General features: G+C 60.8%; 30 protein-coding genes. 15 read left to right on the top strand and 15 right to left on the bottom strand.

The genetic code is table 11. The features are described from left to right. Positions 1 to 52: 52 nt before the first annotated feature. Positions 53 to 469, bottom strand: a complete 417-nt coding sequence (locus EJA71_RS03310) for a c-type cytochrome (RefSeq protein ID WP_158954254.1) — start codon at positions 467 to 469, stop codon at positions 53 to 55. A gap of 51 nt (positions 470 to 520) precedes the next feature. Continuing rightward, positions 521 to 1,852, bottom strand: a complete 1,332-nt coding sequence (locus EJA71_RS03305; RefSeq protein ID WP_158954252.1) for a PLP-dependent aminotransferase family protein — start codon at positions 1,850 to 1,852, stop codon at positions 521 to 523. Between the two features lie 90 nt (positions 1,853 to 1,942). On the opposite strand from EJA71_RS03305, the gene EJA71_RS03300 reads away from it, so the two are divergent. Then, positions 1,943 to 2,836: a DMT family transporter gene (locus EJA71_RS03300; protein WP_158954250.1), complete on the top strand. Its 894-nt coding sequence runs from the start codon at positions 1,943 to 1,945 to the stop codon at positions 2,834 to 2,836. A gap of 3 nt (positions 2,837 to 2,839) precedes the next feature. Here EJA71_RS03300 and EJA71_RS03295 read toward each other — a convergent pair whose 3' ends face one another. Further along, complete coding sequence (locus EJA71_RS03295) at positions 2,840 to 3,655, bottom strand: AraC family transcriptional regulator (RefSeq protein WP_158954248.1); 816 nt, start codon at positions 3,653 to 3,655, stop codon at positions 2,840 to 2,842. Positions 3,656 to 3,787: 132 nt separating this feature from the next. On the opposite strand from EJA71_RS03295, the gene EJA71_RS03290 reads away from it, so the two are divergent. Together EJA71_RS03290 and EJA71_RS03285 are read left to right on the top strand one after the other, a co-directional pair. Continuing rightward, entirely contained in the window at positions 3,788 to 4,306 is a 519-nt protein-coding gene (locus EJA71_RS03290) for a carboxymuconolactone decarboxylase family protein (protein WP_158954246.1), read from the top strand. A 191-nt stretch (positions 4,307 to 4,497) separates the two neighbouring features. Next, positions 4,498 to 6,684, top strand: coding sequence for a GAF domain-containing protein (locus EJA71_RS03285; RefSeq protein ID WP_158954244.1), 2,187 nt, complete (start codon positions 4,498 to 4,500; stop codon positions 6,682 to 6,684). Between the two features lie 12 nt (positions 6,685 to 6,696). Here EJA71_RS03285 and EJA71_RS03280 read toward each other — a convergent pair whose 3' ends face one another. After that, positions 6,697 to 8,142: a SulP family inorganic anion transporter gene (locus EJA71_RS03280; protein WP_158954242.1), complete on the bottom strand. Its 1,446-nt coding sequence runs from the start codon at positions 8,140 to 8,142 to the stop codon at positions 6,697 to 6,699. 160 nt (positions 8,143 to 8,302) lie between these two features. Between EJA71_RS03280 and EJA71_RS03275 the strand changes: the two genes are divergently transcribed. After that, positions 8,303 to 8,611, top strand: a complete 309-nt coding sequence (locus EJA71_RS03275; protein ID WP_158954240.1) for a hypothetical protein — start codon at positions 8,303 to 8,305, stop codon at positions 8,609 to 8,611. Here EJA71_RS03275 and EJA71_RS03270 read toward each other — a convergent pair. Beyond that, positions 8,602 to 9,060: a GNAT family N-acetyltransferase gene (locus EJA71_RS03270; RefSeq protein ID WP_158954238.1), complete on the bottom strand. Its 459-nt coding sequence runs from the start codon at positions 9,058 to 9,060 to the stop codon at positions 8,602 to 8,604. The genes EJA71_RS03275 and EJA71_RS03270 overlap by 10 nt on opposite strands. Positions 9,061 to 9,202: 142 nt before the next feature. Between EJA71_RS03270 and EJA71_RS03265 the strand changes: the two genes are divergently transcribed. Further along, positions 9,203 to 9,850: a TetR/AcrR family transcriptional regulator gene (locus EJA71_RS03265; protein WP_158954236.1), complete on the top strand. Its 648-nt coding sequence runs from the start codon at positions 9,203 to 9,205 to the stop codon at positions 9,848 to 9,850. Between the two features lie 142 nt (positions 9,851 to 9,992). On the opposite strand, the gene EJA71_RS03260 is transcribed toward EJA71_RS03265, so the two are convergent. After that, positions 9,993 to 10,526 carry a cysteine hydrolase family protein gene (locus EJA71_RS03260; protein WP_158954234.1) on the bottom strand — a complete coding sequence of 178 codons (534 nt, stop codon included), beginning with the start codon at positions 10,524 to 10,526 and terminating at the stop codon, positions 9,993 to 9,995. Between the two features lie 66 nt (positions 10,527 to 10,592). Further along, entirely contained in the window at positions 10,593 to 12,320 is a 1,728-nt protein-coding gene (gene ggt, locus EJA71_RS03255; protein WP_158954232.1) for a gamma-glutamyltransferase, read from the bottom strand. A 149-nt stretch (positions 12,321 to 12,469) separates the two neighbouring features. On the opposite strand from ggt, the gene EJA71_RS03250 reads away from it, so the two are divergent. Further along, the gene (locus EJA71_RS03250; RefSeq protein ID WP_158954230.1) at positions 12,470 to 12,985 is read left to right on the top strand and encodes a methylated-DNA--[protein]-cysteine S-methyltransferase; all 516 of its coding nucleotides are present in this window, start codon (positions 12,470 to 12,472) and stop codon (positions 12,983 to 12,985) included. A 1-nt stretch (position 12,986) separates the two neighbouring features. On the opposite strand, the gene EJA71_RS03245 is transcribed toward EJA71_RS03250, so the two are convergent. The 3 genes from EJA71_RS03245 to EJA71_RS03235 all read right to left on the bottom strand — a co-directional run bounded on the left by EJA71_RS03245 (position 12,987) and on the right by EJA71_RS03235 (position 14,977). After that, complete coding sequence (locus EJA71_RS03245) at positions 12,987 to 13,577, bottom strand: NUDIX domain-containing protein (RefSeq protein ID WP_158954228.1); 591 nt, start codon at positions 13,575 to 13,577, stop codon at positions 12,987 to 12,989. A 104-nt stretch (positions 13,578 to 13,681) separates the two neighbouring features. Further along, entirely contained in the window at positions 13,682 to 14,317 is a 636-nt protein-coding gene (locus tag EJA71_RS03240) for a lytic polysaccharide monooxygenase auxiliary activity family 9 protein (RefSeq protein WP_158954226.1), read from the bottom strand. A gap of 222 nt (positions 14,318 to 14,539) precedes the next feature. After that, on the bottom strand, positions 14,540 to 14,977 hold the full coding sequence (locus EJA71_RS03235; protein ID WP_158954224.1) for a hemerythrin domain-containing protein: 438 nt from the start codon (positions 14,975 to 14,977) through the stop codon (positions 14,540 to 14,542). A gap of 147 nt (positions 14,978 to 15,124) precedes the next feature. On the opposite strand from EJA71_RS03235, the gene EJA71_RS03230 reads away from it, so the two are divergent. Then, on the top strand, positions 15,125 to 15,550 hold the full coding sequence (locus tag EJA71_RS03230) for an N-acetyltransferase (protein WP_158954222.1): 426 nt from the start codon (positions 15,125 to 15,127) through the stop codon (positions 15,548 to 15,550). A gap of 57 nt (positions 15,551 to 15,607) precedes the next feature. On the opposite strand, the gene EJA71_RS03225 is transcribed toward EJA71_RS03230, so the two are convergent. Further along, positions 15,608 to 15,958: a hypothetical protein gene (locus EJA71_RS03225; protein ID WP_158954220.1), complete on the bottom strand. Its 351-nt coding sequence runs from the start codon at positions 15,956 to 15,958 to the stop codon at positions 15,608 to 15,610. Between the two features lie 134 nt (positions 15,959 to 16,092). On the opposite strand from EJA71_RS03225, the gene EJA71_RS03220 reads away from it, so the two are divergent. The 8 genes from EJA71_RS03220 (at position 16,093) to EJA71_RS03185 (ending at position 20,804) form a co-directional block, all read left to right on the top strand. Beyond that, positions 16,093 to 16,422, top strand: a complete 330-nt coding sequence (locus EJA71_RS03220) for a DUF6388 family protein (RefSeq protein WP_158954218.1) — start codon at positions 16,093 to 16,095, stop codon at positions 16,420 to 16,422. Positions 16,423 to 16,447: 25 nt separating this feature from the next. Beyond that, positions 16,448 to 17,152: a YoaK family protein gene (locus tag EJA71_RS03215; protein ID WP_158954216.1), complete on the top strand. Its 705-nt coding sequence runs from the start codon at positions 16,448 to 16,450 to the stop codon at positions 17,150 to 17,152. A 185-nt stretch (positions 17,153 to 17,337) separates the two neighbouring features. Further along, positions 17,338 to 17,730, top strand: coding sequence for a sulfurtransferase complex subunit TusD (gene tusD / locus EJA71_RS03210; protein ID WP_158954214.1), 393 nt, complete (start codon positions 17,338 to 17,340; stop codon positions 17,728 to 17,730). Between the two features lies 1 nt (position 17,731). Beyond that, positions 17,732 to 18,088 (top strand): sulfurtransferase complex subunit TusC, encoded by a 357-nt coding sequence (tusC, locus tag EJA71_RS03205; protein WP_158954212.1) that lies wholly within the window; start codon positions 17,732 to 17,734, stop codon positions 18,086 to 18,088. After that, positions 18,088 to 18,381 carry a sulfurtransferase complex subunit TusB gene (gene tusB, locus EJA71_RS03200; protein WP_158954210.1) on the top strand — a complete coding sequence of 98 codons (294 nt, stop codon included), beginning with the start codon at positions 18,088 to 18,090 and terminating at the stop codon, positions 18,379 to 18,381. The genes tusC and tusB overlap by 1 nt, the downstream gene beginning before the upstream one ends. Beyond that, the gene (locus EJA71_RS03195) at positions 18,378 to 18,713 is read left to right on the top strand and encodes a TusE/DsrC/DsvC family sulfur relay protein (RefSeq protein ID WP_158954208.1); all 336 of its coding nucleotides are present in this window, start codon (positions 18,378 to 18,380) and stop codon (positions 18,711 to 18,713) included. The genes tusB and EJA71_RS03195 overlap by 4 nt, the downstream gene beginning before the upstream one ends. Next, entirely contained in the window at positions 18,710 to 19,711 is a 1,002-nt protein-coding gene (locus tag EJA71_RS03190) for a glycosyl transferase family protein (protein WP_158954206.1), read from the top strand. The genes EJA71_RS03195 and EJA71_RS03190 overlap by 4 nt, the downstream gene beginning before the upstream one ends. A 91-nt stretch (positions 19,712 to 19,802) precedes the next feature. Beyond that, a complete protein-coding gene (locus tag EJA71_RS03185) occupies positions 19,803 to 20,804 on the top strand; it encodes a glutathione S-transferase family protein (RefSeq protein WP_158954204.1) in 1,002 nt (333 codons plus the stop codon). 95 nt (positions 20,805 to 20,899) lie between these two features. Here the strand turns inward: EJA71_RS03185 and cysG are convergent, their stop codons facing one another. Genes cysG through EJA71_RS03165 form a run of 4 tightly spaced genes read right to left on the bottom strand, consistent with a single transcriptional unit; the run spans position 20,900 to position 25,287 of the window. Continuing rightward, positions 20,900 to 22,294 carry a siroheme synthase CysG gene (gene cysG, locus EJA71_RS03180; RefSeq protein ID WP_158954202.1) on the bottom strand — a complete coding sequence of 465 codons (1,395 nt, stop codon included), beginning with the start codon at positions 22,292 to 22,294 and terminating at the stop codon, positions 20,900 to 20,902. Further along, a complete protein-coding gene (gene serS, locus EJA71_RS03175; RefSeq protein WP_053121586.1) occupies positions 22,295 to 23,575 on the bottom strand; it encodes a serine--tRNA ligase in 1,281 nt (426 codons plus the stop codon). Positions 23,576 to 23,590: 15 nt separating this feature from the next. Continuing rightward, positions 23,591 to 23,965 carry a fluoride efflux transporter CrcB gene (gene crcB / locus EJA71_RS03170; RefSeq protein ID WP_093100589.1) on the bottom strand — a complete coding sequence of 125 codons (375 nt, stop codon included), beginning with the start codon at positions 23,963 to 23,965 and terminating at the stop codon, positions 23,591 to 23,593. Continuing rightward, a complete protein-coding gene (locus EJA71_RS03165; RefSeq protein WP_158954200.1) occupies positions 23,965 to 25,287 on the bottom strand; it encodes a replication-associated recombination protein A in 1,323 nt (440 codons plus the stop codon). Before EJA71_RS03165 ends, crcB begins: the two co-directional genes overlap by 1 nt. Positions 25,288 to 25,402 lie beyond the last annotated feature (115 nt).

Below are 25,402 nucleotides of genomic sequence, written 5' to 3'. Positions count from 1 at the left end.
AGAAATAGCGCAAATGATGCCGTAAGACCAGTATGCGCGGCGCCCACAGCGTTCAGGGTTGAGGAATATCGGCCGGGGCATGACCTTCGGCATCGAAACTCTGCAGATACGCCAGCAGATTATCGACCTTCTCCTCGTCGCTCAGCCCCCAGAAAATCATCCGCGTGCCCGGCACCACGCCTTTCGGGTCTTTCAGATAAGCGATCAGTGTTTCGCGGTTCCAAGTCAGTCCTGAGTTTTTCATCGCATCGGAATACACATAGTTCGCCGAGGTGCCGGCGGGTCGGCCGATGATGGCATTGAGTTGCGGGCCGAAACCCGGTCGCGCCGATTCGCCGACCTGATGGCAGCCACCGCACAGGCGCGGGAAGATTTTCGCCCCGGCTTGCGGGTCGCCCGCTGCGTGGCTGAGCGGGCTGAACAGCGCGGCGGTTAACAGGACGAGGGACAGGCGTGCGGTGGTTTTCATCGAGTGTTCCGGATCGGCGTAAATCGGGCGGCGCAAGGGTAGCATTTGTTTTTACAGGTAAGCGCCGATGATCTGCCTGACCTTGGTCAAGGCCTCGCCCAGAACCGCCATGTCCACCGAACCCAGCGCCAGACGAATCGCATGGGGTACATGCGCCGACACGCAAAACGGCTCGGCAGTGGTGACGGAAATCTGCTCGTGCATCAACGCCACCACGATCTGATCGGCGCGCACGTCTTCCGGCAACGGCAACCACAGAAAATACGAAGCCGGATGGCCGATGTACGGCAAACCCTTCAGCACCTTGGCCGCCAATGCTTGCCGCGCCTCGGCATCACTGCGTTTCTGTTCTTCCAGCACGCTGACCGTGCCGTCATCAAGCCAGCCACAGGCAATAGCCGTCATCACGCCGGGGGTGTTCCAGGTCGTGGCGCGGATGATGCGTTCCAGCGCCGGCACTGCAGGTTCAGGCGCGGCGATGAAGCCGACGCGCAAACCGGTGGCGATGTTCTTCGAGAGACCGGACACGTACACGGTGCGCTCCGGCGCCAATTGCACCAACGGCGGCGGTGGATTTTCTACGAGAAACGCGTAGGCGGCGTCTTCGATGATCGTCAGATCATGCTGGCGGGCAATCGCCACCAACTGTTCGCGCGCCGCCAACGGCATGACCCAACCCAGCGGATTGTGCAGGGTCGGCATGCTATACACGGCGCGCACCGAGCGGCTGCGGCAGAGCTTTTCCAGCGCCTGAAGATCCGGCCCGTGCGCGCCGACCGGGATCGCCACGACCTCCAGATGCAGCGCCTCAGCCAGCACTTTGAAACCGGAATAGGTCAGCGCATCGGCAGCAATCACATCACCGGGTTTGAGCAACGCCATCAACGTCACCGCCAATCCTTGCTGGGCACCATTGACGATCAGCACTTGCGCGGCATCAACCTGCACGCCGCGCGCGAGCAGATGTCGCGCCACCGCAGCGCGTTCGTGGGCGCGACCGGCGTGGGGCTGATATCGCAGCAGCGCTTCCAGGTCCCCGGACAACGCCAGTTGCCGCAACGCTGTGCGCAATAACTCCGCCTGACCGGGCAGCGATGGGTAGTTGAAGTTGAGGTCGATCATGCCCACCGCGATGTCCTTCTGATCGATGCCCTGCCCCGGCGACACCACGGTTTCGCGCACGAAGGTGCCGCGCCCGGTTTCGCCGCTGACCAGTCCCATCGCTTCGAGCTCGGCGTAAACCCGCGACGCCGTGACCAGCGCCAGCCCCTCTTGCGCCGCCAGTTGCCGGTGAGTCGGCAAGCGCGTGCCCGGCGCCAGACGCCCGCAACGAATGTCTGCCGCGTAGGCATCCACGATGGTCTTGTAGCGCGAACGCGGCATGCTTGATGTATCCATGACAATTTTTTGATTGTGCTGATTCTCGACCCTAGGATGGTTGCAACGCAACCCCACTGCCGAGCGCGATCAGCCATGGAACGAACCTCAAACCCGACCACCCCGGCCCTGGAAAAAACCAGTGGCTGGATCAACGGTTTTATCGGCGTGGTGATCTTCAGCGGCTCGCTGCCCGCCACGCGTTTGGCGGTGCTGGAGTTCGACCCGGTGTTCCTCACAGTGCTGCGCGCGGCCATCGCCGGCGTGCTGGCCGTGGCCTTGCTGTGGCTGTTTCGCGAACGGCGCCCGGCGCGCAATCAGTGGTTGTCGTTGCTCATCGTGACGCTCGGTGTGGTGCTCGGCTTTCCGCTGCTGACGGCGTTGGCCCTGCAACATGTGACGTCGGCGCATTCGATTGTGTTTGTCGGATTATTGCCCTTGGCCACGGCGATTTTCGGCGTGCTGCGTGGCGGCGAGCGTCCACGGCCGGTGTTCTGGATGTTTTCCGTGCTGGGCAGTGCGCTGGTGGTGGGCTACGCGATCTCTCAGGGGCTGACCGCCTCGCCGACCGGCGATTTGCTGATGCTCGCAGCGATTGTGGCCTGCGGCCTCGGCTATGCCGAAGGCGCGAAGCTGTCGCGCAGCCTCGGCGGCTGGCAGGTGATTTGCTGGGCGCTGGTGTTGGCGTTGCCGTTGATGGCGCTGCTGAGTGTGTGCCTGGCGCCCGCCTCGTTCGACCAGGTCAGCCGGTCGGCGTGGCTGTGCCTGGCATACGTCTCGTTGTTCAGCATGCTGATCGGGTTTGTGTTCTGGTATCGCGGTCTGGCGCAGGGCGGGATCGCTGCGGTCGGTCAGTTGCAGTTGCTGCAACCGTTTTTCGGTCTGGCACTGGCGGCAACGTTGCTGCACGAACAGGTCAGCCTCGGCATGCTCGCGGTGACCTTGGGTGTGATCGTCTGCGTGGCCGGGGCGAAGAAATTCGCCAAATGACTCTCAGACACCGGCCTTCCATTCCCGTGGACTGAGGCCAGTCTTGCGTCGAAATGCCCGGGCCAGCGCCGACGGACTTTCGTAGCCGACTTCCTCGGCGATCAGCGCAATCGGCTTGCCTTCGCGCAAACGCTTCTGCGCCAGACTGACCCGCCAGCTCAGCAGATAATCGGCAGGCGTCTGCCCGACCACGCGGCGAAACTGTTCGGCAAAACTGGCGCGGGACATGTTCGCCACTGCCGCCAGTTCAGCCACGCTCCACGGCGTTTGCGGTTGCTCATGCATCAGGTTCAAGGCCCGGGATAAACGTGCGTCCGCCAGCCCGGCGATCATCCCCGGTTGTTGCTCACGGCTGCTGATCAGATGCCGCAACAGTAAAATCACCAGCAGTTCGAACAGCCGATCCATCACCGCCATCCGCCCGCAATGCCCCTCGAAAGCTTCCCTGAACAGCCATTCGACGGTGCTCGACAGTTCAGGGATTTCACTCAGTTTCAGCACCAGATAATCCGGCAGCGCGGCGGCCAGGGCATTGCCCGAACCGCCGTCAAAAGTCAGCGTCGCGCACACCACCTGGCTGTGCATGGCTTCGTCGGCAAACATCCGATGGGCAAACGGTCGGGGAAAGAAAATCAGCGACGGTTCGGTGAGATGAATCTCGCGCTCATTGCCCGGTTTGATCCGCAACTCGCCGGCCTGTAGCAGATGCACATGGCCGGCAGGTTCGCCCTCGTGCACGGCGACACCGCAGAACGTGCCGCTGTGAAAGGTCCCGGCATTCACGCCGAAATGGCTGAGCAAGGTGGATAAACGATCCATGGCTGACTCCCGTCGACAGATCTGGACGATCTGTCGCATATCCTCGACGATTTGCCGCCAAAGCGCTACTGGCGTTGCCTACGATTCACTCCATCGCCGCTGCACTTCGCAGCGGACTTCCGGAGAATCACCATGAGCCGCATCAATACCATCAGCCTCGACACCGCCACCGACGCCACCGGCACTGTGCTGGAAGGCGTGAAGAAAAAAATCGGCTTCCTGCCGAACCTGTTCGCGACCTTGGCCACCGCGCCGGTTGCCCTCGACACCTATGTGCAAGCCTCGGCCATCCTCGGCAAGACTTCGCTGAGTGCCCAGCAAAAAGAAGCGGTGTACCTCGCGACTTCGCAGGTCAACGGCTGCGACTACTGCCTGGCGGCGCATACCTTGTTTGGCGGCAAATCAGGTCTGTCGGCTGAGGACATCGTCGCGGCGCGTCAGGGCGAACTCAATGCTTATGCCGCCCTCGCCCGTCAACTCACCGAAAGCCGTGGTCACCTCAGCGACGCGCAGATTGCCGCCGCCCGCGCCGCCGGTATCGACGACGTCAAAATCATCGAAGTGATTGCCCTGGTGGCGGTTCAGACCTTGACCAACTACCTGAACAACACCGCGCTGACGGAGATTGATTTCCCCGCCATCGACGCCTGAAAAAAGCCTGATCGAAACCTGTGGCGAGGGCGCCGGCGCCCTCGCCACAAATCGTTTTGTCGCGCTCAACGTGCCATGATGCGCAAAGACCCGAATCCTCTGCGCTGCAAACACGCCTGCGGCGTGCTGAAATCATGGTCATCCGCAAGGGTCTTTCTACACAAGCTGACGTCAGGAACGACACGCCCCCTATGACACAATGGTTGCAAGACAACGGCGAGATGGCCGAACAAATCCGCGCTCACGACTGGGCGAACACGCCCCTCGGCCCGCTCGAGCATTGGCCGGATGTGCTCAAGACCACCGTTTCGCTGAGTCTCGCTTCGCATTTTCCTCAGGCGATCGTCTGGGGCCCTGATCTGATCACCATATTCAACGACGCGTTCAGGCCGATCCTCGGCAGCAAGCCGCTGGCGCTGGGCCGGCCGTTCAGCACGGTCTGGCAAGAAGCCTGGCGCGAGATCAGCCCGATTGCCGACGCTGCGTTCGCCGGCAAAGCCACCTACATCGAAAACTTTCCCTTGGTGGTGGAACGCGGTGCCGGCCCGGAACAGGCGTATTTCACGTTTTGCTACAGCCCGATTCGCGACTCCCAAGGCCACGTCGTCGGCCTGCTCGACACCGTCACCGAAACCACTCAAACGGTTTTTCTCAACCAGCGCCTGGCTGTGCTGGAGGCGATCGGCAACGCGGTGACCAATGCCAGCGACGCCCAGGCGATTCTCGCCGCGAGCACGCGCCTGATGGTCGAGCATCTTAATCTGTCCAATTGCGCCTATGCCGACATGGATGCCGACGAAAACGGCTTCACCATTCGCGGCGACTTTGCCGCAGAGGGCTCGCCAAGCATCGTCGGCCACTACAGCCTGCGCGACTTCGGCGAAAAAGCCGTGACTCTGCTGCACGCCGGCCAGCCGTTGATCATCCACGACAACCGCGCCGAACTGCCGCCTGAGGAATCGGCAACATTCCAGGCCATCGGCCTCACCGCAACCATCTGTATGCCGCTGATCAAGCAGGGCCGACTGACCGCGCTGATGGCCATTCACGACAAGCATCCGCGCGCCTGGTCGCGGTTCGAACAGGCGCTGTTGAGTGAAGTGACCGAACGCTGCTGGGCGCACATTGAGCGCGTGCGCGCCGACGCTGAAGTGCGTCAGGGCTTGCTGGCGCTGGAGGAACTCAATGCCACGCTGGAGCAGCGGGTCGAGGAACGCAGCGTGCGCCTGGCCCATGCCGAATCGGCGTTGCGCCAGTCGCAGAAACTCGAAGCCATCGGCCAGCTCACCGGCGGCGTGGCCCACGACTTCAACAACCTGCTGACGATCATTCGTTCCTCGGTGGACTTCCTGCGGCTGCCGAGCCTCTCGGACGAGCGCCGCCAACGCTACATGCGCGCAGTGTCCGACACCGTCGAACGCGCGGCGAAACTGACCAGCCAACTGCTCGCCTTCGCCCGTCGCCAGCCGTTGAACCCGGAAGTCGTCGATGCTGGCGAGCGGCTGGCGAACATTGGCGAAATGCTCGAATCAGTGACCGGCGCGCAAATTCATATCAGCGTCGAGCGCCCGGATCAGCCGTGCTACATCCGCGCTGACCTGAGCCAGTTCGAGACCGCACTGATCAACATTGCGCTGAACGCCCGCGATGCCATGGACGGTCAGGGTCTGCTGAAACTGCGCGTAGAAGGCGGCAAGCCGTTGCCGGTCATCCGTGCGCACGCCGGGTCAAACGCGTCATTCGTGGCGATCACCTTGGCCGACAACGGCACCGGCATCGACGCGAAAACCCTCGAACATATTTTCGAACCGTTCTTCACCACCAAGGCGGTCGGCAAAGGCACAGGCCTTGGGCTGTCGCAGGTGTTCGGTTTCGCCAAACAATCGGGTGGCAACGTCGACGTCTCCAGCGTGGTCGGCAAGGGCACGGTGTTTACCCTGTACCTGCCGCAAGTCAGCGCCAGTGTGGTCGCAGCGCCAGAAGACATCGAAGTCGAGGAAACGCCGTCGGTGGATATGCGCCGTCGCGTGCTGGTGGTCGAAGACAATCTGGATGTCGGCCGTTTCGCCCAGCAGATCCTCGAAGATCTGGGTTACGAAACCACTTGGGCCACCAACGCCGAAGAAGCGCTGCAACTGGCCGGCGCCGATGCCATGGCGTTCGACGCGGTGTTTTCCGACGTGGTGATGCCGGGCATCAGCGGCGTCGCGCTGGCCCGCGAGCTGCGCCAGCGACGCCCGGATCTGCCCGTGGTGCTGACCTCGGGCTACAGCGAAGAACTGGCGCGCAGCGGTTATGAAGGTTACGACTTTCTGCCCAAACCCTACTCCGCCGAGCAGGTCTCGCGCATTCTCGGCAAGACCTGGCTCAGAGGCTGATCGACGTCCGACTCAGTCGTGATCGACCCCGGCACGTTTGAGCAACTTCTTGCAGCGCTCCGATAAGTGAAACACCTGCACATGCTTGCCAGCCTTGGCGTAGCGCTCGCGCAGGGTTTTCAACGCGGCGATGGCCGAGTAATCGACGAAGCTCAGGTGACGACAGTCCAGGGTGACTTTTTCCGGGTCGTTGGCCGGGTCGAACTGGTTGAGAAACGGTGTGGTCGAGGCAAAGAACAGCGTGCCGTGCAGGCGATAGAGTTTGCTGCCGTCGCTTTCCAGGTGCTCATCGGCGTACAACTCGCGGGCTTGCTGCCAGGCGAAATTGAGCGCGGCGATGATGATCCCGCACAGCACCGCCGTGGCCAGATCGGTGAACACGGTGATCGTGGTCACGGCGATGATCACCAGCACATCGTTGAACGGGACCTTGTTCGCCACCCGCAGCGACGCCCAGGCGAAGGTCTGTTGCGAGACCACGAACATCACGCCCACCAGCGCCGCCAGCGGAATGCGTTCGATCAGCGGCGACAGAAACAGGATGAACAGCAGAATCAGCACGCCCGCGACCACGCCGGACAAGCGCCCGCGTCCGCCGGAGCTGAGGTTGATCACGGTCTGGCCGATCATCGCGCAACCACCCATGCCGCCGAATGCGCCGGACACCACGTTCGCCGCACCGAGCGCCACGCATTCGCGATCCGGGTAGCCACGGGTTTCGGTGATTTCGTCGGTGAGGTTCAGGGTCAGCAAGGTTTCCAGCAGGCCGACCAGCGCCATCAGAATCGCGTACGGAGCGATGATGCGCAGGGTGTCCAGGTTCCATGGAATGTCCGGCAGCGCGAACGTCGGCAGGCCACCGGCAATGTGCGCCATGTCGCCGAGGGTGCGGGTCGGCAGGCCGAACAGATAAACCAGCAAGCCGACGCCAAGGATCGCCACCAGTGCCGGCGGCACCGCTTTGGTCAGGCGCGGCAGGATGTAGACGATGGCCATGGTCAGCGCGACCAGACCGGTCATCAGGTACAGCGGCGTGCCGCTGAGCCAGTCCTCACCGCTCTTGAAATGCTCCAGTTGCGCCAGCGCAATGATGATCGCCAGACCGTTGACGAAACCGAGCATCACCGGGTGCGGGACCATGCGCACCAGTTTGCCCAGACGCAACAGCCCGAACGCCATCATGATCAGGCCACCAAGCAGCACCGTCGCCAGCAGATACTGCACGCCCTGCTGCACCACCAGCGCGACGATGACCACGGCCATCGAACCCGCGGCACCGGAGACCATCCCCGGTCGGCCGCCGAACAGTGCGGTCAGCGTGCAAATGATGAAGGCGCCGTACAGGCCCATCAGCGGATTGAGGTGGGCCACCAGCGCAAACGCAATGCATTCGGGCAACAGGGCAAACGAGGTGGTGAGTCCGGCCAGGACATCGGCGCGCAGACGTATCGGTTTCATGGCTTACCTGACAGAGCGGCCACTGAGCGTGGCCACGGATGTTCGCGAGATTTGAGGGTTGCGAATGTTACGGAATTGTCCGAGCCCGGGCCAGCGATGACTGACACGCTGTTGTCGGTGTTTTATGCTGGCGCGATCCTGCCCTTGATCGAGTCCTGCCATGTCTTCTTTCCTGACCGCCCGCGAGGTCTGCCAACGCTTGCGAGAGGCAGCGCTGGGCGTCCTGACGCTGGAACTGCGCGAGTCTTGCGACAATAGCGGACGTGTCCTCGTCGATATCGAGGGCTGGCGCCTTTTGCTCGATTTTGAGGGCGGACGCTTGCACCACTGTGAATGTGCGCAAAATGCCGACGGTCAGGAAGGCGCGCTACACACGTGGCAGCGCTACGGCACCGATCCGGTGAGTTTGCTCAGTACCTGGGAATTGGCGCAGATCGAAAAGCTGCTGCGAGAATCCGCTCAGCGCTGACGCAAATCGAGCAGGTAGGTGTAGTAACCCGTGTCGCGCACATAACCCAGTGACTCGTACAAACCCTGCGCGGTGACGTTGTCGGTGGCGGTTTCCAGCATCATGCTTTTGGCGCCCGTTTCCAGGGCAAAGTCTCGCGCCGTGTTCATCAGCAAGCGGCCAACCCCACGACCGCGCGCAGTCGCGGCGGTGAACAGGTCACTGAGCAACCAGGCACGATGGGCGTCGATGGACGAAAATGTCGGGTACAACTGCACAAATCCCAGCGCCTGCCCTTGTTCATCCTGAGCGAGAAAAATCGCTGACTCGTTGCCCGCCATGCGCTCGGCAATGAACGCGCGCGATTGCTCGAGGTTTGGCGGTTGCTGATAAAAACCCCTGTAGGCGTCGAACAGTTGCGCCACCGCGTCCAGATGACTCGCGTTCGCCCGCACTGCCTGAATAGCCATGGCCCTGCCCTTTTTATTGAAATGATTGAAGCAGCATAGCGTTGCTCGTCGATCAGGCTGGCTTGATCGCTATATAGTTTTGTATATTGCGAAACCGAAATCGCCAGAACCCTGTCATGCCGTCCACCAAAACCGTGTTGCCATGAGCGCCATTCGAGTTCGCAACGAGCAGTTGATCCTCGCCGCCGCCAGCGAAGAGTTCGCCGCCAACGGCTTCGACGCCACCCAGACCCGCGACATCGCCGCCCGCGCCGGCGTACCCAAGGCCAACCTGTATTACTACTTCCAGACCAAGGAAAACCTTTACGGCAAAGTGCTGCTGGGGTTTGTCGAACCGCTGCTGGAGGCCTCGGCGGTGTTGCGCGAGAGCGATGATCCGTTGATCGGCCTTCGCGCCTACGTCGCCGCGCGGATTCGCATCGCCCGAGAACACCCGGCGATTGCCAAAGTGTTCAGCGGCGAGTTGCTGCTGGGCGGGCGGCAGTTACCCGACGAGTGCCGCGACCTCCTCCACGCCGAAGCACGCCGCAATGTCGACTGCCTGCGCAGTTGGATCGAACGCGGCTTGCTCGCACCGGTGGACCCGGAGCATCTGATGCTGTTCATTTGGTCGGCCACGCGCACGTACACCAACATTGGCTGGCAAATGGGCCGGATCATGGAACGCGAAGAGCCGCTGGACGAGGATTACGCACGGGCGGCGGAGACGATTACGCGGATGGTGCTGGAGGGCGTGGTGGTGCCGCCACGGCGGGTTGGGGAGATTCGTGGGGTGTTGTTTGCGACTTGAATAGCAAAGAGGCCTGACTCACACGGCCCCCTGTGGGAGTGAGCTTGCTCGCGAAAGCGGTGGGTCATTCGAACATCATCGTCTGACCCCGCGCCATCGCTAGCAGGGCTAGCTCCCACAGGGTTTATGTGTGTGTGTGTGGTTAGAAGGTGATGTCGGCGGCGGGTTTTACGTCGATTCGCGCTACGGAGCCGGTCAGGTGCGCGAGGTCTTTGTTGTGTTCGGCAATGATGTCTTCGGCGCTCATGTTGCCGTTGTCGACGGTGGAATGTGCGTCGCCGGCGAGCACCACGTCGTAGCCCAGTTGATGGGCCTGGCGCACGGTGGCGTTGACGCAATAGTCGGTCTGCAGGCCGCAGATGACCAGACGCTCGAAGTCCTCGCTCGGCAGCAGTTTGCGCAGGTCGGTCTGATAGAACGAGTCCCGCGTGGTCTTGCCTACACGCAAGTCGCTGGCGGCGGTTGCCAGACCTTCGGCCAGTTGCCAGCCTTCGGCGCCGCGAGCCAGCGGGCTGTCGGCTTCTTCATGTTGAATCAGCACCACGGGCACGCCAGCCTTGCGCGCGCGGGTGCTGAGGGCGTTGATTCTGTCGACGATGTTATGGATGTCGTGGCACTGATACTCGCCCGAGCAGAGGGCGTGCTGGACGTCGATGATCAGTAATGCGGTGGTCATGATGAGCCTTCCTTGATCAGTCCTTGGAACAGGGGCGGACCTGAGCCCGCCCCCTTTTTACGCGTATCAGTAACCCAGTGACAAGCCGGTATTGCGCCGTGGATCGTTGGCGCCGTAGAAACGGTTTTTGCCGACCGGTTTACCGCCCAGCGAAGGCGCCCCCACCAGAATCGCGGCGATGTGGTTGGCATCCTGCGGCCCGGCGAACTTGTGACCCCAGCTCTCAAGGATTTTCTTCGTGTCCGGGCTGGCGGCGAAGTCTTCGAGGTTGGTTTCTTCCGGCATCCATTGCTGGTGGAAACGCGGCGCGTCGACGGCTTCCTGCAAGCCCATGCCGTAGTCGATGACGTTGAGCATGGTCAGCAAGGTCGCGGTGATGATGCGGCTGCCACCTGGCGTGCCGACGACCATCACCACTTTGCCATCCTTGGTGACGATGGTCGGACTCATCGACGACAGCGGCGCCTTGCCCGGAGCGATGGCATTGGCTTCGCCCTGGACCAGACCGTACATGTTCGGCACGCCGACCTTGGAAGTGAAGTCGTCCATTTCATCGTTGAGGATCACCCCGGTTTTGCTCGCCATGACGCCGGCGCCGAACCAGTCGTTGAGGGTGTAGGTGACCGAGACCGCATTGCCCCACTTGTCGACGATCGAGTAATGGGTGGTGTTGCTGCCTTCGTGGGGCGCGACGCCGGGTTTCAACTCCGCCGACACACCAGCCTTCTGCGGCTGGATCGCGTCGCGCAGCTTGGTCGCGTAGTTCTTGTCGAGCAGGTGCTCGATCGGATTTTTGACGAAGTCCGGGTCGCCGAGGTAGCTGTTGCGATCTACATAAGCGTGGCGCATGGCTTCGATCTGATAGTGCATGCCCTGGGCCGAATGGAAGCCCAGATCCTTCATCGGATAGCCTTCGAGAATGTTCATGATCTGGCAGATCACCACCCCGCCGGAACTTGGCGGCGGCGCGGACACCACGTGGTAGCCACGGTAATCGCACTCCACCGGGGCCAGTTCGCGGGTCTTGTATTTGTCGAGGTCGGCCTGGGTGATGATGCCCTTGTTGGCCTGACTGGAAGTGACGATGGCATCAGCAACCCAGCCTTTATAGAAGCCGTCGGCGCCTTTTTCGGAAATCGTGCGCAGGGTTTTACCGAGGTCTTTCTGCACCAGTTTTTGCCCGACCTGCATCGGCTCACCGCTGTGCAGGAAGATCGAGCCGGAATCGCGCATGTCCTTCTTGAACACGTCGGTGGCATATTCGAGCAGCTCAACGTCGCCCTGCTCCAGCGCGAAACCGTCTTCCGCCAGTTTGATCGCCGGAGCAATCATCTCCTTGCGCGGTTTGGTGCCGTACTTGCTCAGCGCCAGTTCCATCCCGGACACGGTGCCCGGCACGCCAACGGCCAAGTGGCCACGAGTGCTCAGGTCGGGAATAACGTTGCCTTCCTTGTCCAGGTACATGTTCGCGGTGGCGGCCAGTGGGGCTTTTTCGCGGAAATCGAGGAAGGTCTTGCGCCCGTCCGCCAGTTGAATGGTCATGAAACCGCCACCACCGAGGTTACCGGCTGCGGGATAGACCACCGCCAACGCATAACCCACGGCAACCGCCGCGTCCACGGCGTTGCCACCACTTTTCAATACGTCGACGCCGACGTGAGTCGCCAGATGTTGCGCGGTCACGACCATGCCGTTTTCTGCGGCCACCGGTGCCACGGAAGCGGCATGGGCCATGAGGCAACTGAAGGCCAGTGAGGTCGCTATCAGCGATTTGGCAAAAGGTTCGTACTTCATGAGTCGATCTCTTTTTTGTTTTTCAAGGGCTGAAACTGCGGGGGAACACTTCAAGAGCACCAAGCAGTATGGTCGGCTTTGCGTATTGCGCCTCCCCGATCAGGCAGTATGCTGGGCGCCGTTGTTGCCCAGATCCGGAGTCTGTCCCCATGTCCTACACGTTCATCACCCTGCCCTCGCCGGTCGGCGAGTTGAAGCTGGTCGCGAACGGCTTACGACTGGCCGCCATCCTCTGGGAAAACGACAAACCGAACCGGGTACGCCTCGGCCCCATGAGCGAAGCAGCGGACAATCCGATCCTGGTGAAAACCGCTCGACAGCTGGAAGAATATTTTGCCGGCACGCGGAACAGCTTCGACCTGGACCTGGATTTCGCCGGCACCGAGTTTCAGCAAAAAGTCTGGGCGGCGCTGCTGACCATTCCCTTCGGCGAAACGCGAACCTACCGCCAGATCGCCGAGCAGATTGGCAACCCCAGCGCCGTTCGTGCGGTGGGCGCGGCGAATGGGCGCAATCCGATTTCCATCGTCGCGCCGTGTCACCGGGTGATCGGCGCGTCTGGGAAGCTGACCGGGTTTGCCGGAGGTCTGGAAGCGAAAGAATGTCTACTGGCGCTTGAGGGTGGCCAGTCTGCAGAAGTTGGCAAGACCGGTCAGCTGTTCTGAATCAGGCACCGAACAGGTTATTCATCGCCGCATACTGCAACAGCATGATGGTCTTGGCGTCGCAGATTTCGCCGCGCTGGAACGCCGCCAATGCCTCATCGAAGCTCCACTCCAACACTTCCAGTTCCTCGGTCTCTTCCTCCAGGCCGCCACCGTCGCTGACCTTCGACGCCGCATCGTATTCGGCAATGAAAAAGTGCAGTTTTTCGGTAACCGAACCGGGGCTCATGTAAGCCTCGAAGACCTTTTTCACGTCGTGCACGCGATAGCCGGTTTCTTCTTCGGCCTCATCGCGAATCCGCTGTTCCGGCGCGGCACCTTCCAGCAACCCAGCCGCCACTTCGATCAGCAAGCCGTCATGACCGTTGACGAACACCGGCAAACGGAACTGGCGCGTCAGCACGACGCTGCGCTTGGCGCGATTGAAAAGCAGAATAGCCGCGCCATTGCCACGGTCGTACACCTCGCGCGTCTGACGCTGCCACTCGCCGTTGTTGCGGTGGTAATCAAAGGTGATCTTCTTCAGCAGATACCAGTCTTGGGACAGCACCTGAGTGTCGACGATGTTGACCCGTTCAGCTGTGTTGGGCATGACGCCTGATCCTTATTTATCTGGTAAGTGGCTATGACCGAATAATCTCAACAAAAAAAGCCCGGCAGCGCTACCGGGCTTCACCATTTGAACAAAGTGCGTCGTTATTGGAAGTCGACGTCGAAGGCCTGATAAAACGCGTTGCCGGTGTTGGCAACGATCCACATCAGCACGATGACGTGACGGCCCTTCTTGCTGGTCGGCAGTTTCACTTCATGCTCGACTTTGGCCTTCAACTCACTCGCATGGCTGTAGTACGGCACCTGCGGATAGAAATCCTCGAAGAACGGTTGCGCCTCCAGTTGCGCACGGCTGATGCGTTGTTTCGGGTCCCAGCCATCCTTGGTGATCAGCCAGCGGTAGCCGCGGGTGGTGTGCGGCGCGGTGTAAACCCAGTTGATCTTGAGGATTTGGCCCGGCTCGACGTTAAGCAGCGGCCAGGCGAACGAACGACCCAGTTTCTGGCTCATTTCTTCGTCGGTGTAATTCACACAGTCGCGTGCGTCGGACTTGCCGCCACTGAGGATGTAGCCGTCGGCAGGTGGCGCCACGCTCGCCGAGTCGGTCTCGAACGGCGCAGGAAACGGCCCGGCGGCCAACGCCGGGAAGTTCTTGCCACCCTCCATCTCGTTGACCTGCCAGCCACCGAGCAGACCGAGGTCGATGGCCACGGCACCGCGGCTGGCTGGAGAGGTCACGCGACCGTGTTTCAGTTCAGTGTGTGCAATTGCCTGATTCATGATTTTTCACTCCGTTGATTTAAGAACTCTCCTTCCCGAGGAGAGGCCTTCAAGCTAACGGAGGTAGTTTTTTTGTCCATCGGCGGATTTGTCGCAGTCATCCGGCGGACAATCAGAAAACGCAGCGAATACTGGATGGATATACAGCATATTGCGATAACGCCCACCTCATGATGAGCGAAAAGATTACACGGCGAAGCTGCAAAAACTGCCGTTAGGTACTCAAGGCAACTGCGCTTTGAATTCCTTTTCGTACTCTGCGGCGAGTTGGACTTTCTGTTTCTCGTTGAGCAATTTGCCGGCCATCTGGAAAAATTTCTGTTCTTCTTCCTTGAGGTGGTGATGCACCTTGTCCGAGAGCTTTTTCGCCGTCGCCAGCCAGGCCGGACTGGACATCTCGGTCTCGTCCAGCTCTTCCATCATCTCGTCCATTTCATGGTGTTCGGATATGGCGTGGCGACTCAGATCAACGCCGTTATCGAAGGCCATCAATGGAATATAAAAATGGCGTTCTTCTGCCGTTTCATGGGCCTGCAATTCGGCCTTGAGCTTTTTATAGGCTTCAACTCTTTCCGGGGTATCGCCGCTGGTTTCAATCAGGCTTTTGGCATAGGAACGCTGGCGGTCGTGGCTTTCGCGAAGAGCTTCAAAAATATTCATGGGATGTCCTCATCAACCGCGTTCGAAATGACGCTGTAATGCCTAGACCCCGGCGCGCGAACGGCGGTTCCACTTGGGTTAAGCAAGCGCTTGGAAGATTGGCGTCGGGCACGTTAGGCTGCGGGCTCAACCACAAGGAAGTCAGGCATGAACCTGCGTATCGAGTTGTCGCAAGACCCCACCGAAGAACAACGCACCGCCATTCTGGCGCCACTGCGTGCTTATAACGTCGCCAAGGCTGGACCCTCGGCCATGGAGACGATCGCGCTGTTGGTGCGCGATGAGCACGACGCGATTCTCGGCGGCCTGTGGGGCCACACGTTTTATCGGTGGATGTTCATTGATCTGCTCGCGGTGCCAGAGCAAGGACGGGGTCAGGGCATTGGCTCGAAGCTGATGCAAATGGCCGAAGCGACAGCGCGGGACAAGGAATGCGTGGGCATCTGGCTCGACACTTTCGATTTCCAGGCGCCGGAGTTCTACAAGAAGATGGGGTTCAGCCAGTGCGGGGAAATCGCCGATTATCCGCTGGGGCATAAGCGGCATTTTTTCCAGAAGCGGCTGATCGGTTGAAGTCACGGCGCCTTCGCGAGGCTTGGTCGCGAAGGCGCCAGGAGCTTCAACGCAGGCTCAGAGGCAGGTCGCCAACGCCGCCAAGCGGCGCTTGGCAACAAAGTCATTCTTCTGGGCGTAGTAATTCAGCGTCGTCCCCGAGGCCTCGGTGATGACATCGACAAACGACTCCGCCGAACGCGTGTAAACCGTTGTACCGCCAGACTTGCGCGGTTCCAGATACGCCGCTGCATCCACGCCAAATACCGCTTCGTCCTGCCAGCCGAACTGCACACACTGGGCCACGACTTTCTCGGCTTTGTCCGACGTCAGCACTTTATAAGGGGCTTTGGTGCGCGCATCGTCCATCACCGAACCCGCGCAACCGGCCAGCAGCGTCGCTGCCAGCGCAACCATCAGAATTCGCATTGCCTTCGCTCATTCAGAAAAAAGCGGACTGTATCACCGCAACCAGCAGAATCGTTCTGCTTTACTGCATTTATAGCGCGACACACGTCGACCGCTGCGGCAACCTACGGTCATCAGCCTCACAAGGAAACGCTATGGCGCCCACTGACCAGCGACATGAACACGCCCTGAAACTGTTTCTTGAAGCACGTCCCGAACTGCGTGACACCCTCGATAACCTCAACCCGTTACTGGCCCAGGCCAAGGGCGAAACCCAGGCGCAATATCGCGAAGAGCGACTGCATGAGGCGTTCGAAGCCGAGGCGGAAAGTCTCGGTCTGTTTGCCTGGGAGTTGACCCTGCAACTGACCGCCGAGACACCGGAGGACTACCAGGCGCAGCGTCTTGAAGTACACCGTGAAGTCGCGGAGATGGCCGGGATGGATTGGCTGGAATATTGCGATCTGTATGGCATAGACCCGTAACCGTCGCACAAGGATAACGCCACCGATGCTGCCCTCCGCCTCCACCCACCGTGCCAGCCCCGGCCACTTGCACACGCACAAGTGGCGCGGGCGCGTGGGGCTGGCGCTGGTGGCCAGCCTCTCGGTCCTGGCCGGCATGACCGACGCCATCGGTTTCATGGCCAGCGGCGACTTCGTCTCGTTCATGAGCGGCAACACCACCCGACTCGCCGTGGCAATCAGCGACGGCGACCTCGGTCTGACCGGGCGTTTGTTGATCCTCGTCGCGACATTTATTGTCGGTAATGCCTTGGGCGTAGTCGTCGCGCGGGTCGGCGGACGTCGGGCGCTGCCACTTCTACTGTGTATCGCCACCCTGCTGTGCGCAGCGGCTGTCTGGCCCTATGACTCGCAATTGCCGGCGCTGCTGGCGGCGATCATCGCCATGGGGATGCTGAACGCGTCAGTGGAGGAAGTGAATGGCTTACCGGTCGGTCTGACGTATGTCACCGGTGCCTTGTCGCGATTCGGCCGTGGATTGGGCCGCTGGATGCTCGGCGAACGCCGCAGCGGCTGGCGGGTGCAATTGGTGCCGTGGAGCGGAATGTTTGTCGGCGCGATCCTGGGGGCGGTGCTGGAACATCATTTGGGCCTCAAGGCGATGTTTGTCAGCGGTTTGCTCGCTGCAATGATCGGGCTGCTCTCCCTGAAGATCCCGCGACGCTGGCAACTGGGCTACATGCCGCGCTGAGTGTCGTTTGCCCAACCTGTAGGTGCCGTCGAGTGAAACGAGGCTGCGATCTTTTGATCTGGTTGTCCAGGATCAAAAGATCGCAGCGTGCCGCAGCTCCACAAGGTCGTGTTTGCTCGGAAGAGCTGCGGCACGCCAAGATCCAATGCTTTATCATGGCCGCAGTCTTGCTGATCGAGTCCGTCATGAAGTTCGCCATTGCGCTGTTTTCCGCCGCCCACGCGCCCTCCTCGCGCCGCGCCCTGCTGTTTGCACAGGCTGCGCTGGCCGGTGGGCATGAAATTGTCCGGCTGTTTTTCTATCAGGACGGCGTCTATAACGCCTCCGATGCGGTGGTCACCCCGCAGGACGAACTGGACTTGCCCAAACAATGGCGCACCTTCATCAGCGAGCAAAAGCTGGACGGCGTGGTGTGCATCGCCGCCGCCCTGCGTCGCGGAGTGCTGAACAGCGAAGAAGCCAAGCGTTATCAGCGTGAAGCGATTTCGGTCAACGCGCCGTGGGAATTGTCCGGCCTCGGTCAGTTGCATGATGCGGTGCAAGACGCCGATCGCCTGATCTGCTTCGGAGGTTCGTGAGATGGCCAAATCCCTGTTGATTATCAGCCGCCAATCGCCTTGGTCCGGCCCCGGTGCCCGCGAAGCGCTGGACATCGTGCTGGCCGGTGGCGCGTTCGATCTGCCGATCGGCCTGCTGTTTCTCGATGACGGTGTGCTGCAACTCGCCGCCGGGCAAAACGCCAAGGCTTTGCAGCAGAAAGACCTCAGCGCCAACCTGCAAGCGCTACCGATGTTTGGCGTTGAACAGCTGTTTTATTGCGCCGAAAGCGCCAGCCTTCGCGGTTTGAGCGAGCTCTCGCTGGACGAAGCCGCGCCGCTGGATGCCGAACACATCACCGCCCTTATTGACCGCTACGACCAGGTGATCACCCTCTGATGTCGACTTTGCATGTGTTGTCTCACTCCCCGTTCGGCGACGATCGCCTGAGCAGTTGCCTGCGCCTGATCGGCAGCGCTGATGCCTTATTACTGTCCGGCGATGCTGTTTATGCGCTGCAACCGGGCACCGCGCCGTTCACCGCATTGCACACCCGCCAGATCAAATTGTTTGTCCTCGCCGAAGATGCGCAGGCTCGCGCCATCGCAGTCCCCGACTGGGCCGAAGCCATCGATTACCCGGCCTTCGTCGAACTGTCGATCCACCACGACAAGGTCAACAGCTGGCTATGAATTCCATGACCGTCGGCGCCCGCGCCATCGAACTGGACAAGGACGGCTTCCTCGTCGACCTCAGCGATTGGTCTCACGATGTCGCCAGCGCCCTCGCTGCTGCGGAAGAGATCGAGTTGACGCCCGAACATTGGGAAGTCCTCGAACTGCTGCGCAGCTTCTACGCAGAGTTCCAGCTGTCGCCGGCCACGCGCCCGCTGATCAAGTACACCGCGCTGAAACTCGGTCCGGAAAAAGGCAACAGCCTGCACCTGAACCGCCTGTTCAAAGGCACCCCTGCCAAACTCGCCGCGAAACTGGCGGGCCTGCCCAAACCGACGAATTGCTTATGACCGACTTCCCAGCGCTGACCCTCGAAACACCTGCCGAGCACCCGTTCGCCCAATTCGTGCGAATCCTCGGTAAAGGCAAACGCGGCGCCCGCGACCTGACCCGTGAAGAAGCGCGCGAAGCCATGGGCATGGTGCTCGACGACAAGGTCGAAGACACTCAGCTCGGCGCCTTTCTGATGTTGCTGCGGCACAAGGAAGAAAGCGCCGAGGAAATGGCCGGTTTCACCGAAGCCCTGCGCGCACGTTTGCAGGCGCCTGCGTTGAACGTAGATCTGGACTGGCCGACCTATGCCGGCAAGAAGCGGCATCTGCCGTGGTATCTGCTGGCAGCCAAGTGCCTGGCGCAGAACGGCGTGCGTATCTTCATGCACGGCGGCGGCGCTCACACCGCCGGGCGTCTGTACAGCGAGCAGTTGCTCGGCGAGCTGAACATTCCGTTGTGCCGCACCTGGCAGCAAGTCGGCACGGCGCTGGACAACGGTGGCCTGGCGTTCATGCCGTTGGTGGACTGGGCGCCGCAGCTGCAGAAGATGATCGACCTGCGCAACACCTTGGGCCTGCGCTCACCCATTCATTCGCTGGCGCGAATTCTCAATCCACTGGGCGCTCGCTGCGGCCTGCAAAGTATTTTCCACCCCGGCTATCAAGCGGTTCACCGCGATGCCAGCGGCTTGCTCGGTGACACGGCGATTGTGGTCAAGGGTGATGGTGGCGAAATCGAGATCAACCCGGATGCCGACAGCCACTTGTACGGCACCACCGGCGGCGAGAGTTGGGACGAGGAATGGCCGCAATTGTCGGCGCAGCGCCACGTCAAACCGGCGACCCTGGACGTCGAACACCTGAAAGCCGTGTGGCGAGGCGATGTCGTCGACAGCTACCCGCAAATGGCGTTGATTGCGACCATGGCCCTGGCCTTGCGTGGCTTCGGTCAGAGCCGTGAACAAGCTTTCTCAACCGCCGAGCAGTACTGGATTGCGCGGAACAAATCGATTTAACCGATCATTCGCGCCCGATCTTTGCGCTTTTTGTTCGAACTCATCGGAATAGACTCGACTCCAACGATTATTGGTTTACGGAGTCTTGATCATGGGTTTACTCGTCGATGGCCACTGGCAGGACAAGTGGTACGAAAGCAGCAAGGACGGCGCGTTTCAGCGCGAACAGGCACAACGCCGCAACTGGGTCACCGCTGACGGCCAGCCCGGTCCCAGCGGTGAAGGCGGTTTTGCCGCTGAAGCCGGGCGCTATCACCTCTACGTTTCGCTCGCCTGTCCGTGGGCGCACCGCACGCTGATCCTGCGCAAACTCAAAGGTCTGGAAAGTCTGATCGATGTTTCTGTGGTCAGTTGGCTGATGCTGGAAAACGGCTGGACCTTCGACAAGTCACTCGGCTCCACCGGCGACAAGCTCGACAACTTCGAATTCATGCACCAGCGCTACACCGCTGATACCGCCGACTACACCGGTCGTGTCACCGTGCCGGTGCTGTGGGACAAGAAACTCAAGCGCATCGTCAGCAATGAATCGGCGGAGATCATCCGCATGTTCAACAGAGCGTTTGATGAGCTCACCGGCAACGACCTGGATTTCTACCCAGCGCCGCTGCGCAAGGAGATCGATGCGCTGAACGATCGCATCTATCCCGCCGTGAACAACGGCGTGTACCGCGCAGGTTTTGCCACCTCGCAACAGGCCTATGAAGAAGCGTTTGATGAGGTGTTTGCCGAACTCGATCACCTGGAAAGCGTTTTAGGCGCTAACCGCTATCTGAGCGGCGAATACCTGACCGAAGCGGACGTGCGCCTGTTCACCACGATGATTCGGTTTGACGCGGTGTACCACGGGCACTTCAAGTGCAACCTGCGGCGCATTGCCGATTATCCGAACCTGTCGAACTGGCTGCGGGAGATGTATCAAATGCCCGGAATTGGCGAGACGGTGGATTTCCAGCACATCAAGAATCACTACTACGGCAGCCACAAGACGATTAACCCGACAGGGATTGTGCCGAAGGGCCCGGAGCAGGATTTCACCGTGGCCCATGATCGGGCGCGGTTGGCTGGGAAAGGGGTTTGGTTGAAGGGTTAATGGCAAAAAGCAAAAGATCGCAGCCTTCGGCAGCTCCTACAGGGGAACGCATTCTCATGTAGGAGCTGCCGAAGGCTGCGATCTTTTGATCTGACTCAGACCTGCGCCTGAGCCCCTTCGAACCACGCCAGTTTCTCGCGAAGTTGCACCACTTCCCCGACGATGACCAAGGTCGGCGCATGCACTTCATGCTCCGCCACCAGTCGCGGCAGATCGGCCAGCGTGCCGGTAAAGACTCGCTGATTGACCGTCGTACCCTGCTGAATCAACGCCGCCGGGGTATCTGCTGAACGACCATTTTTAATCAGCTGTTCACAGATCACCGGCAACCCCACCAGGCCCATGTAAAACACCAGCGTCTGCGCCGGCGCGACAAGGTCGGACCAAGGCAGATCGGTGGAACCGTCCTTCAAATGCCCGGTGACAAAGCGCACTGACTGCGCGTAATCACGATGGGTCAGCGGAATCCCGGCATACGCCGCACAACCGCTGGCCGCCGTGATACCCGGCACCACCTGGAACGGAATACCGTGGGCGGCCAGTTCTTCGATCTCTTCGCCACCACGGCCGAAGATGAACGGATCACCGCCCTTCAACCGCACCACACGCTTGCCAGCCTTGGCCAGATCGACCAGTTGCTGGTTGATCTGATCCTGCGGCACCGCGTGATCGGCGCGCCGCTTGCCGACATACACACGCTCGGCGTCGCGACGGCACAGTTCAAGAATCGCCGGTGCGACCAAGCGGTCGTACAGCACCACATCGGCTTGCTGCATCAGGCGCAAGGCCTTGAAGGTCAGCAGATCCGGATCGCCCGGGCCCGCGCCAACCAAATACACCTCACCGGTCGTGACCATGGCTTCGCCATCGATCTTGGCTTGCAGCAGGCGCTCGGCCTCGGCGCCCTGCCCGGCCAGTTGCCGATCGGCAATTGGCCCTTGAAACACGTCTTCCCAGAAGCCACGACGCTGCTGCACATCCGGAAACAGGCTTTTCACCTGATTGCGAAAACGTGCGGCGAGTCCGGCCAATTGGCCGTAGGTCGATGGAATCCAGGTTTCGATCTTGGCCCGGATCAGCCGCGCCAGCACCGGCGCGTCGCCGCCGCTGGACACCGCGATGATCAACGGCGAACGGTCGACGATCGCCGGGAAGATCACGCTGCACAGGGCAGGCGCATCGACCACGTTGACCGGTACACAACGCCGATGAGCATCAGTGGAAACCTGTGCGTTCAGCGCCTCATCGTCGGTGGCGGCAATGATCAGCCCGCAACCGTCCAGATCCGCCTCGACGTAACCGCGCAACAGGCATTCACCGCCCGAGGCGGTGACCAGTTCACGCAGTTGCGTTTCGATTTCAGGTGCGACCACCCGCAGCAGCGCACCGGCATCGGCCAGCAGGCGGGATTTGCGCAAGGCAATTTCCCCCCCACCGACGACCAACACACGACTGCCGCGCAGGTTGTGAAACAGCGGCAGATATTTCATTTAGCCGATGACCTCAAGGCCACCCATGTACGGCTTGAGCACGTCCGGCACACGGATCGAACCGTCGGCCTGCTGGTAGTTTTCCAGCACGGCAACCAAGGTACGACCTACGGCAAGACCGGAACCATTCAGGGTGTGGACCAGCTCAGGCTTACCGGTTTCCGGGTTACGGAAACGCGCCTGCATACGGCGGGCCTGGAAGTCGCCGCAGTTCGAGCACGACGAAATCTCGCGGTACTTGTCCTGGCTCGGGATCCACACTTCGAGGTCGTAAGTCTTGACCGCGCTGAAGCCCATGTCGCCGGTGCACAGCGCCAGGGTGCGGTAAGGCAGACCCAGCAACTGCAGGACTTTTTCGGCGTTGGCGGTCAGGCCTTCCAGCGCTTCCATCGAGGTCGACGGCTCAACGATCTGGACCATTTCAACTTTGTCGAACTGGTGCTGACGGATCATGCCACGGGTGTCACGACCCGACGCACCGGCTTCACTGCGGAAGCACGGAGTGTGCGCAACGAACTTGATCGGCAGCAGTTTCGAATCGACGATTTCGCCGGCAACAATGTTGGTCAGCGACACTTCGGCGGTCGGGATCAGGTACAGATCGGCTTCGCCTTCACGAGCGATCTTGAACAGGTCTTCTTCGAACTTCGGCAGTTGACCGGTGCCTTGCAGCGCCGGCGCCTGAACCAGATAAGGCGTGTAAGCCTCTTCGTAGCCATGCTCGTTGACGTGCAGGTTGATCATGAACTGCGCGAGGGCGCGGTGCAGACGGGCGATCGGGCCACGCAGCAGAGCAAAGCGTGCGCCGGACAGCTTGGCGGCAGTTTCGAAATCCAGCCAGCCGAACTTCTCGCCCAGGGCAACGTGGTCTTTCACTTCAAAATCGAAAGCAGTCGGCGTGCCCCAGCGGCGCACTTCGACGTTGTCGTCTTCGTCTTTGCCGACCGGAACGGATTCATGCGGCAGGTTGGGAATGCCGAGCACGATCGAGTCCAGTTCGGTCTGGATTGCATCCAGCTCGACTTTACCGGCGCTCAGTTCGCCCGCCATGCGCTCGACGTCCGCCATCAACGGCGCGATGTCTTCGCCGCGCTGCTTGGCCTGACCGATGGATTTGGAACGCGCGTTACGCTCAGCCTGCAGTGCTTCGGTGCGGGTCTGGACGGTCTTGCGCTGTTCTTCCAGCGCTTCGATGCGCGCGGTATCCAGGGCAAAGCCACGGGAAGCCAGGCGGTCCGCTACGTCCTGAAGGTTGCTACGTAACAGTTTGGAATCGAGCATGTCGGTTTCTCGTTATCAAAGTTTGGTCAAAGACAGGCCAGCCCACGTCGCGAGCAGCCCGCCGAATACGCTGAGTGCCGCATAGCCCAGGGCCAGCGGCACTTGCCCGCTTTCCAGCAGGCGCACCGTATCCAGTGAAAAGGATGAAAAAGTCGTCAGCCCCCCAAGGAAGCCGACCATCAACCCGGCGCGCACCTCGATCGGCACTTCCGGGCGTATCAAAAACAGGCCGTACAACACGCCAATCAACAGACAGCCCACGATATTAACGGCCAGCGTCGCGGTATAGAAGTGCCGCGGCCAATTGGCGCTGATCCAATTACCGGTGGCGAAGCGCAACAAGGTGCCGGCCATGCCGCCGACGGAGACCGCAATGATCAGTGGAACCACTATTTTCTCCGCTGCCGAGGGCTTAAACGGTCGAGTTGGGCGAGGTGATTGAGCTTCTCGCCAATCTTCAATTCCAGGCCACGCGGCACCGGTTGATAGAACGGGATCGGCTCGAGTTCGTCCGGGAAATAATCTTCACCGGCCGCATACGCATCCGGTTCATCGTGGGCGTAGCGGTATTCGTCGCCGTAACCCAATTGCTTCATCAGTTTGGTTGGCGCGTTACGCAGATGCAGCGGCACTTCCAGCGAGCCGTTTTCAGCGGCGGCGCGCAATGCGGTTTTGAAACCCATGTACACCGCGTTGCTTTTCGGCGCGCAAGCCAGATAGGTGATGGCCTGGGCCACCGCCAACTCGCCTTCCGGGCTGCCGAGACGCTCCTGCACTTCCCACGCGGCGAGGCACAGGCTCAGGGCGCGCGGGTCGGCGTTGCCGATGTCTTCGCTGGCCATACGCACCACGCGCCGGGCCAGATACAGCGGATCGCAACCGCCGTCGATCATCCGCGCAAACCAGTACAGCGCGCCGTCGGGGTTGGAGCCGCGCACCGATTTGTGCAGCGCCGAGATCTGGTCGTAGAACGCTTCGCCGCCCTTGTCGAAACGCCGACGCGTATCGCCGAGCAGGCTTTGCAACAGCTCGGTGCCGATTTCGCTGTTGTCTTCGGCCAGATCGGAGGCGTTTTCCAGCAGATTGAGCAGACGTCGGCCATCACCATCGGCGGCGGACAGCAGCATCTGGAAGCCTTCGTCGTTCAACGTCAAATTGCGCTTGCCGAGGCCGCGCTCTTCGGTGAGCGCGCGGTGCACCAGTTTGCGCAGCGCCGCTTCGTCGAGGCTTTTCAGCACGTAGACGCGGGCCCGCGACAACAAGGCATTGTTGAGTTCGAACGAAGGGTTTTCGGTGGTGGCGCCGATGAAGATCAGCGTGCCGTCTTCAACGTACGGCAGAAAAGCATCCTGCTGCGACTTGTTGAAACGATGCACTTCATCGACGAACAGAATCGTGCGTTTGCCGTACTGGCCGGCCTGCTGCTTGGCAATTTCAACGGCCTGACGGATCTCCTTGACCCCGGCAAGCACCGCCGAGACCGTTTCGAAGTGTGCGTCCGAGACTTCCGCGAGCAACCGCGCCAGCGTGGTTTTACCTACGCCGGGCGGCCCCCAGAAGATCATCGAATGCAGGGCACCCTGCTCCAGCGCCTCACGCAGAGGCTTGCCGCGAGCGAGCACGTGCTCCTGACCGACGTACTCATCCAGATTGGTCGCACGCAAACGCGCGGCCAGTGGCTGGGCAATCGGTGCACTGCGAAACAGATCCATCACGTAGCGTTGAAACCTCTATTTTGCCGATCATTGACCCTGTAGGAGTGAGCCCGCTCGCGATTCGATTTGTCAGTCACAACTGCATTGTCTGACCCACCGCTATCGCGAGCAG

Origin of the sequence: Pseudomonas sp. PB106 (genome assembly GCF_009764645.1) — a bacterium.
Lineage (GTDB): Bacteria > Pseudomonadota > Gammaproteobacteria > Pseudomonadales > Pseudomonadaceae > Aquipseudomonas.
This window is presented reverse-complemented; position numbering and strand designations above follow the sequence as displayed.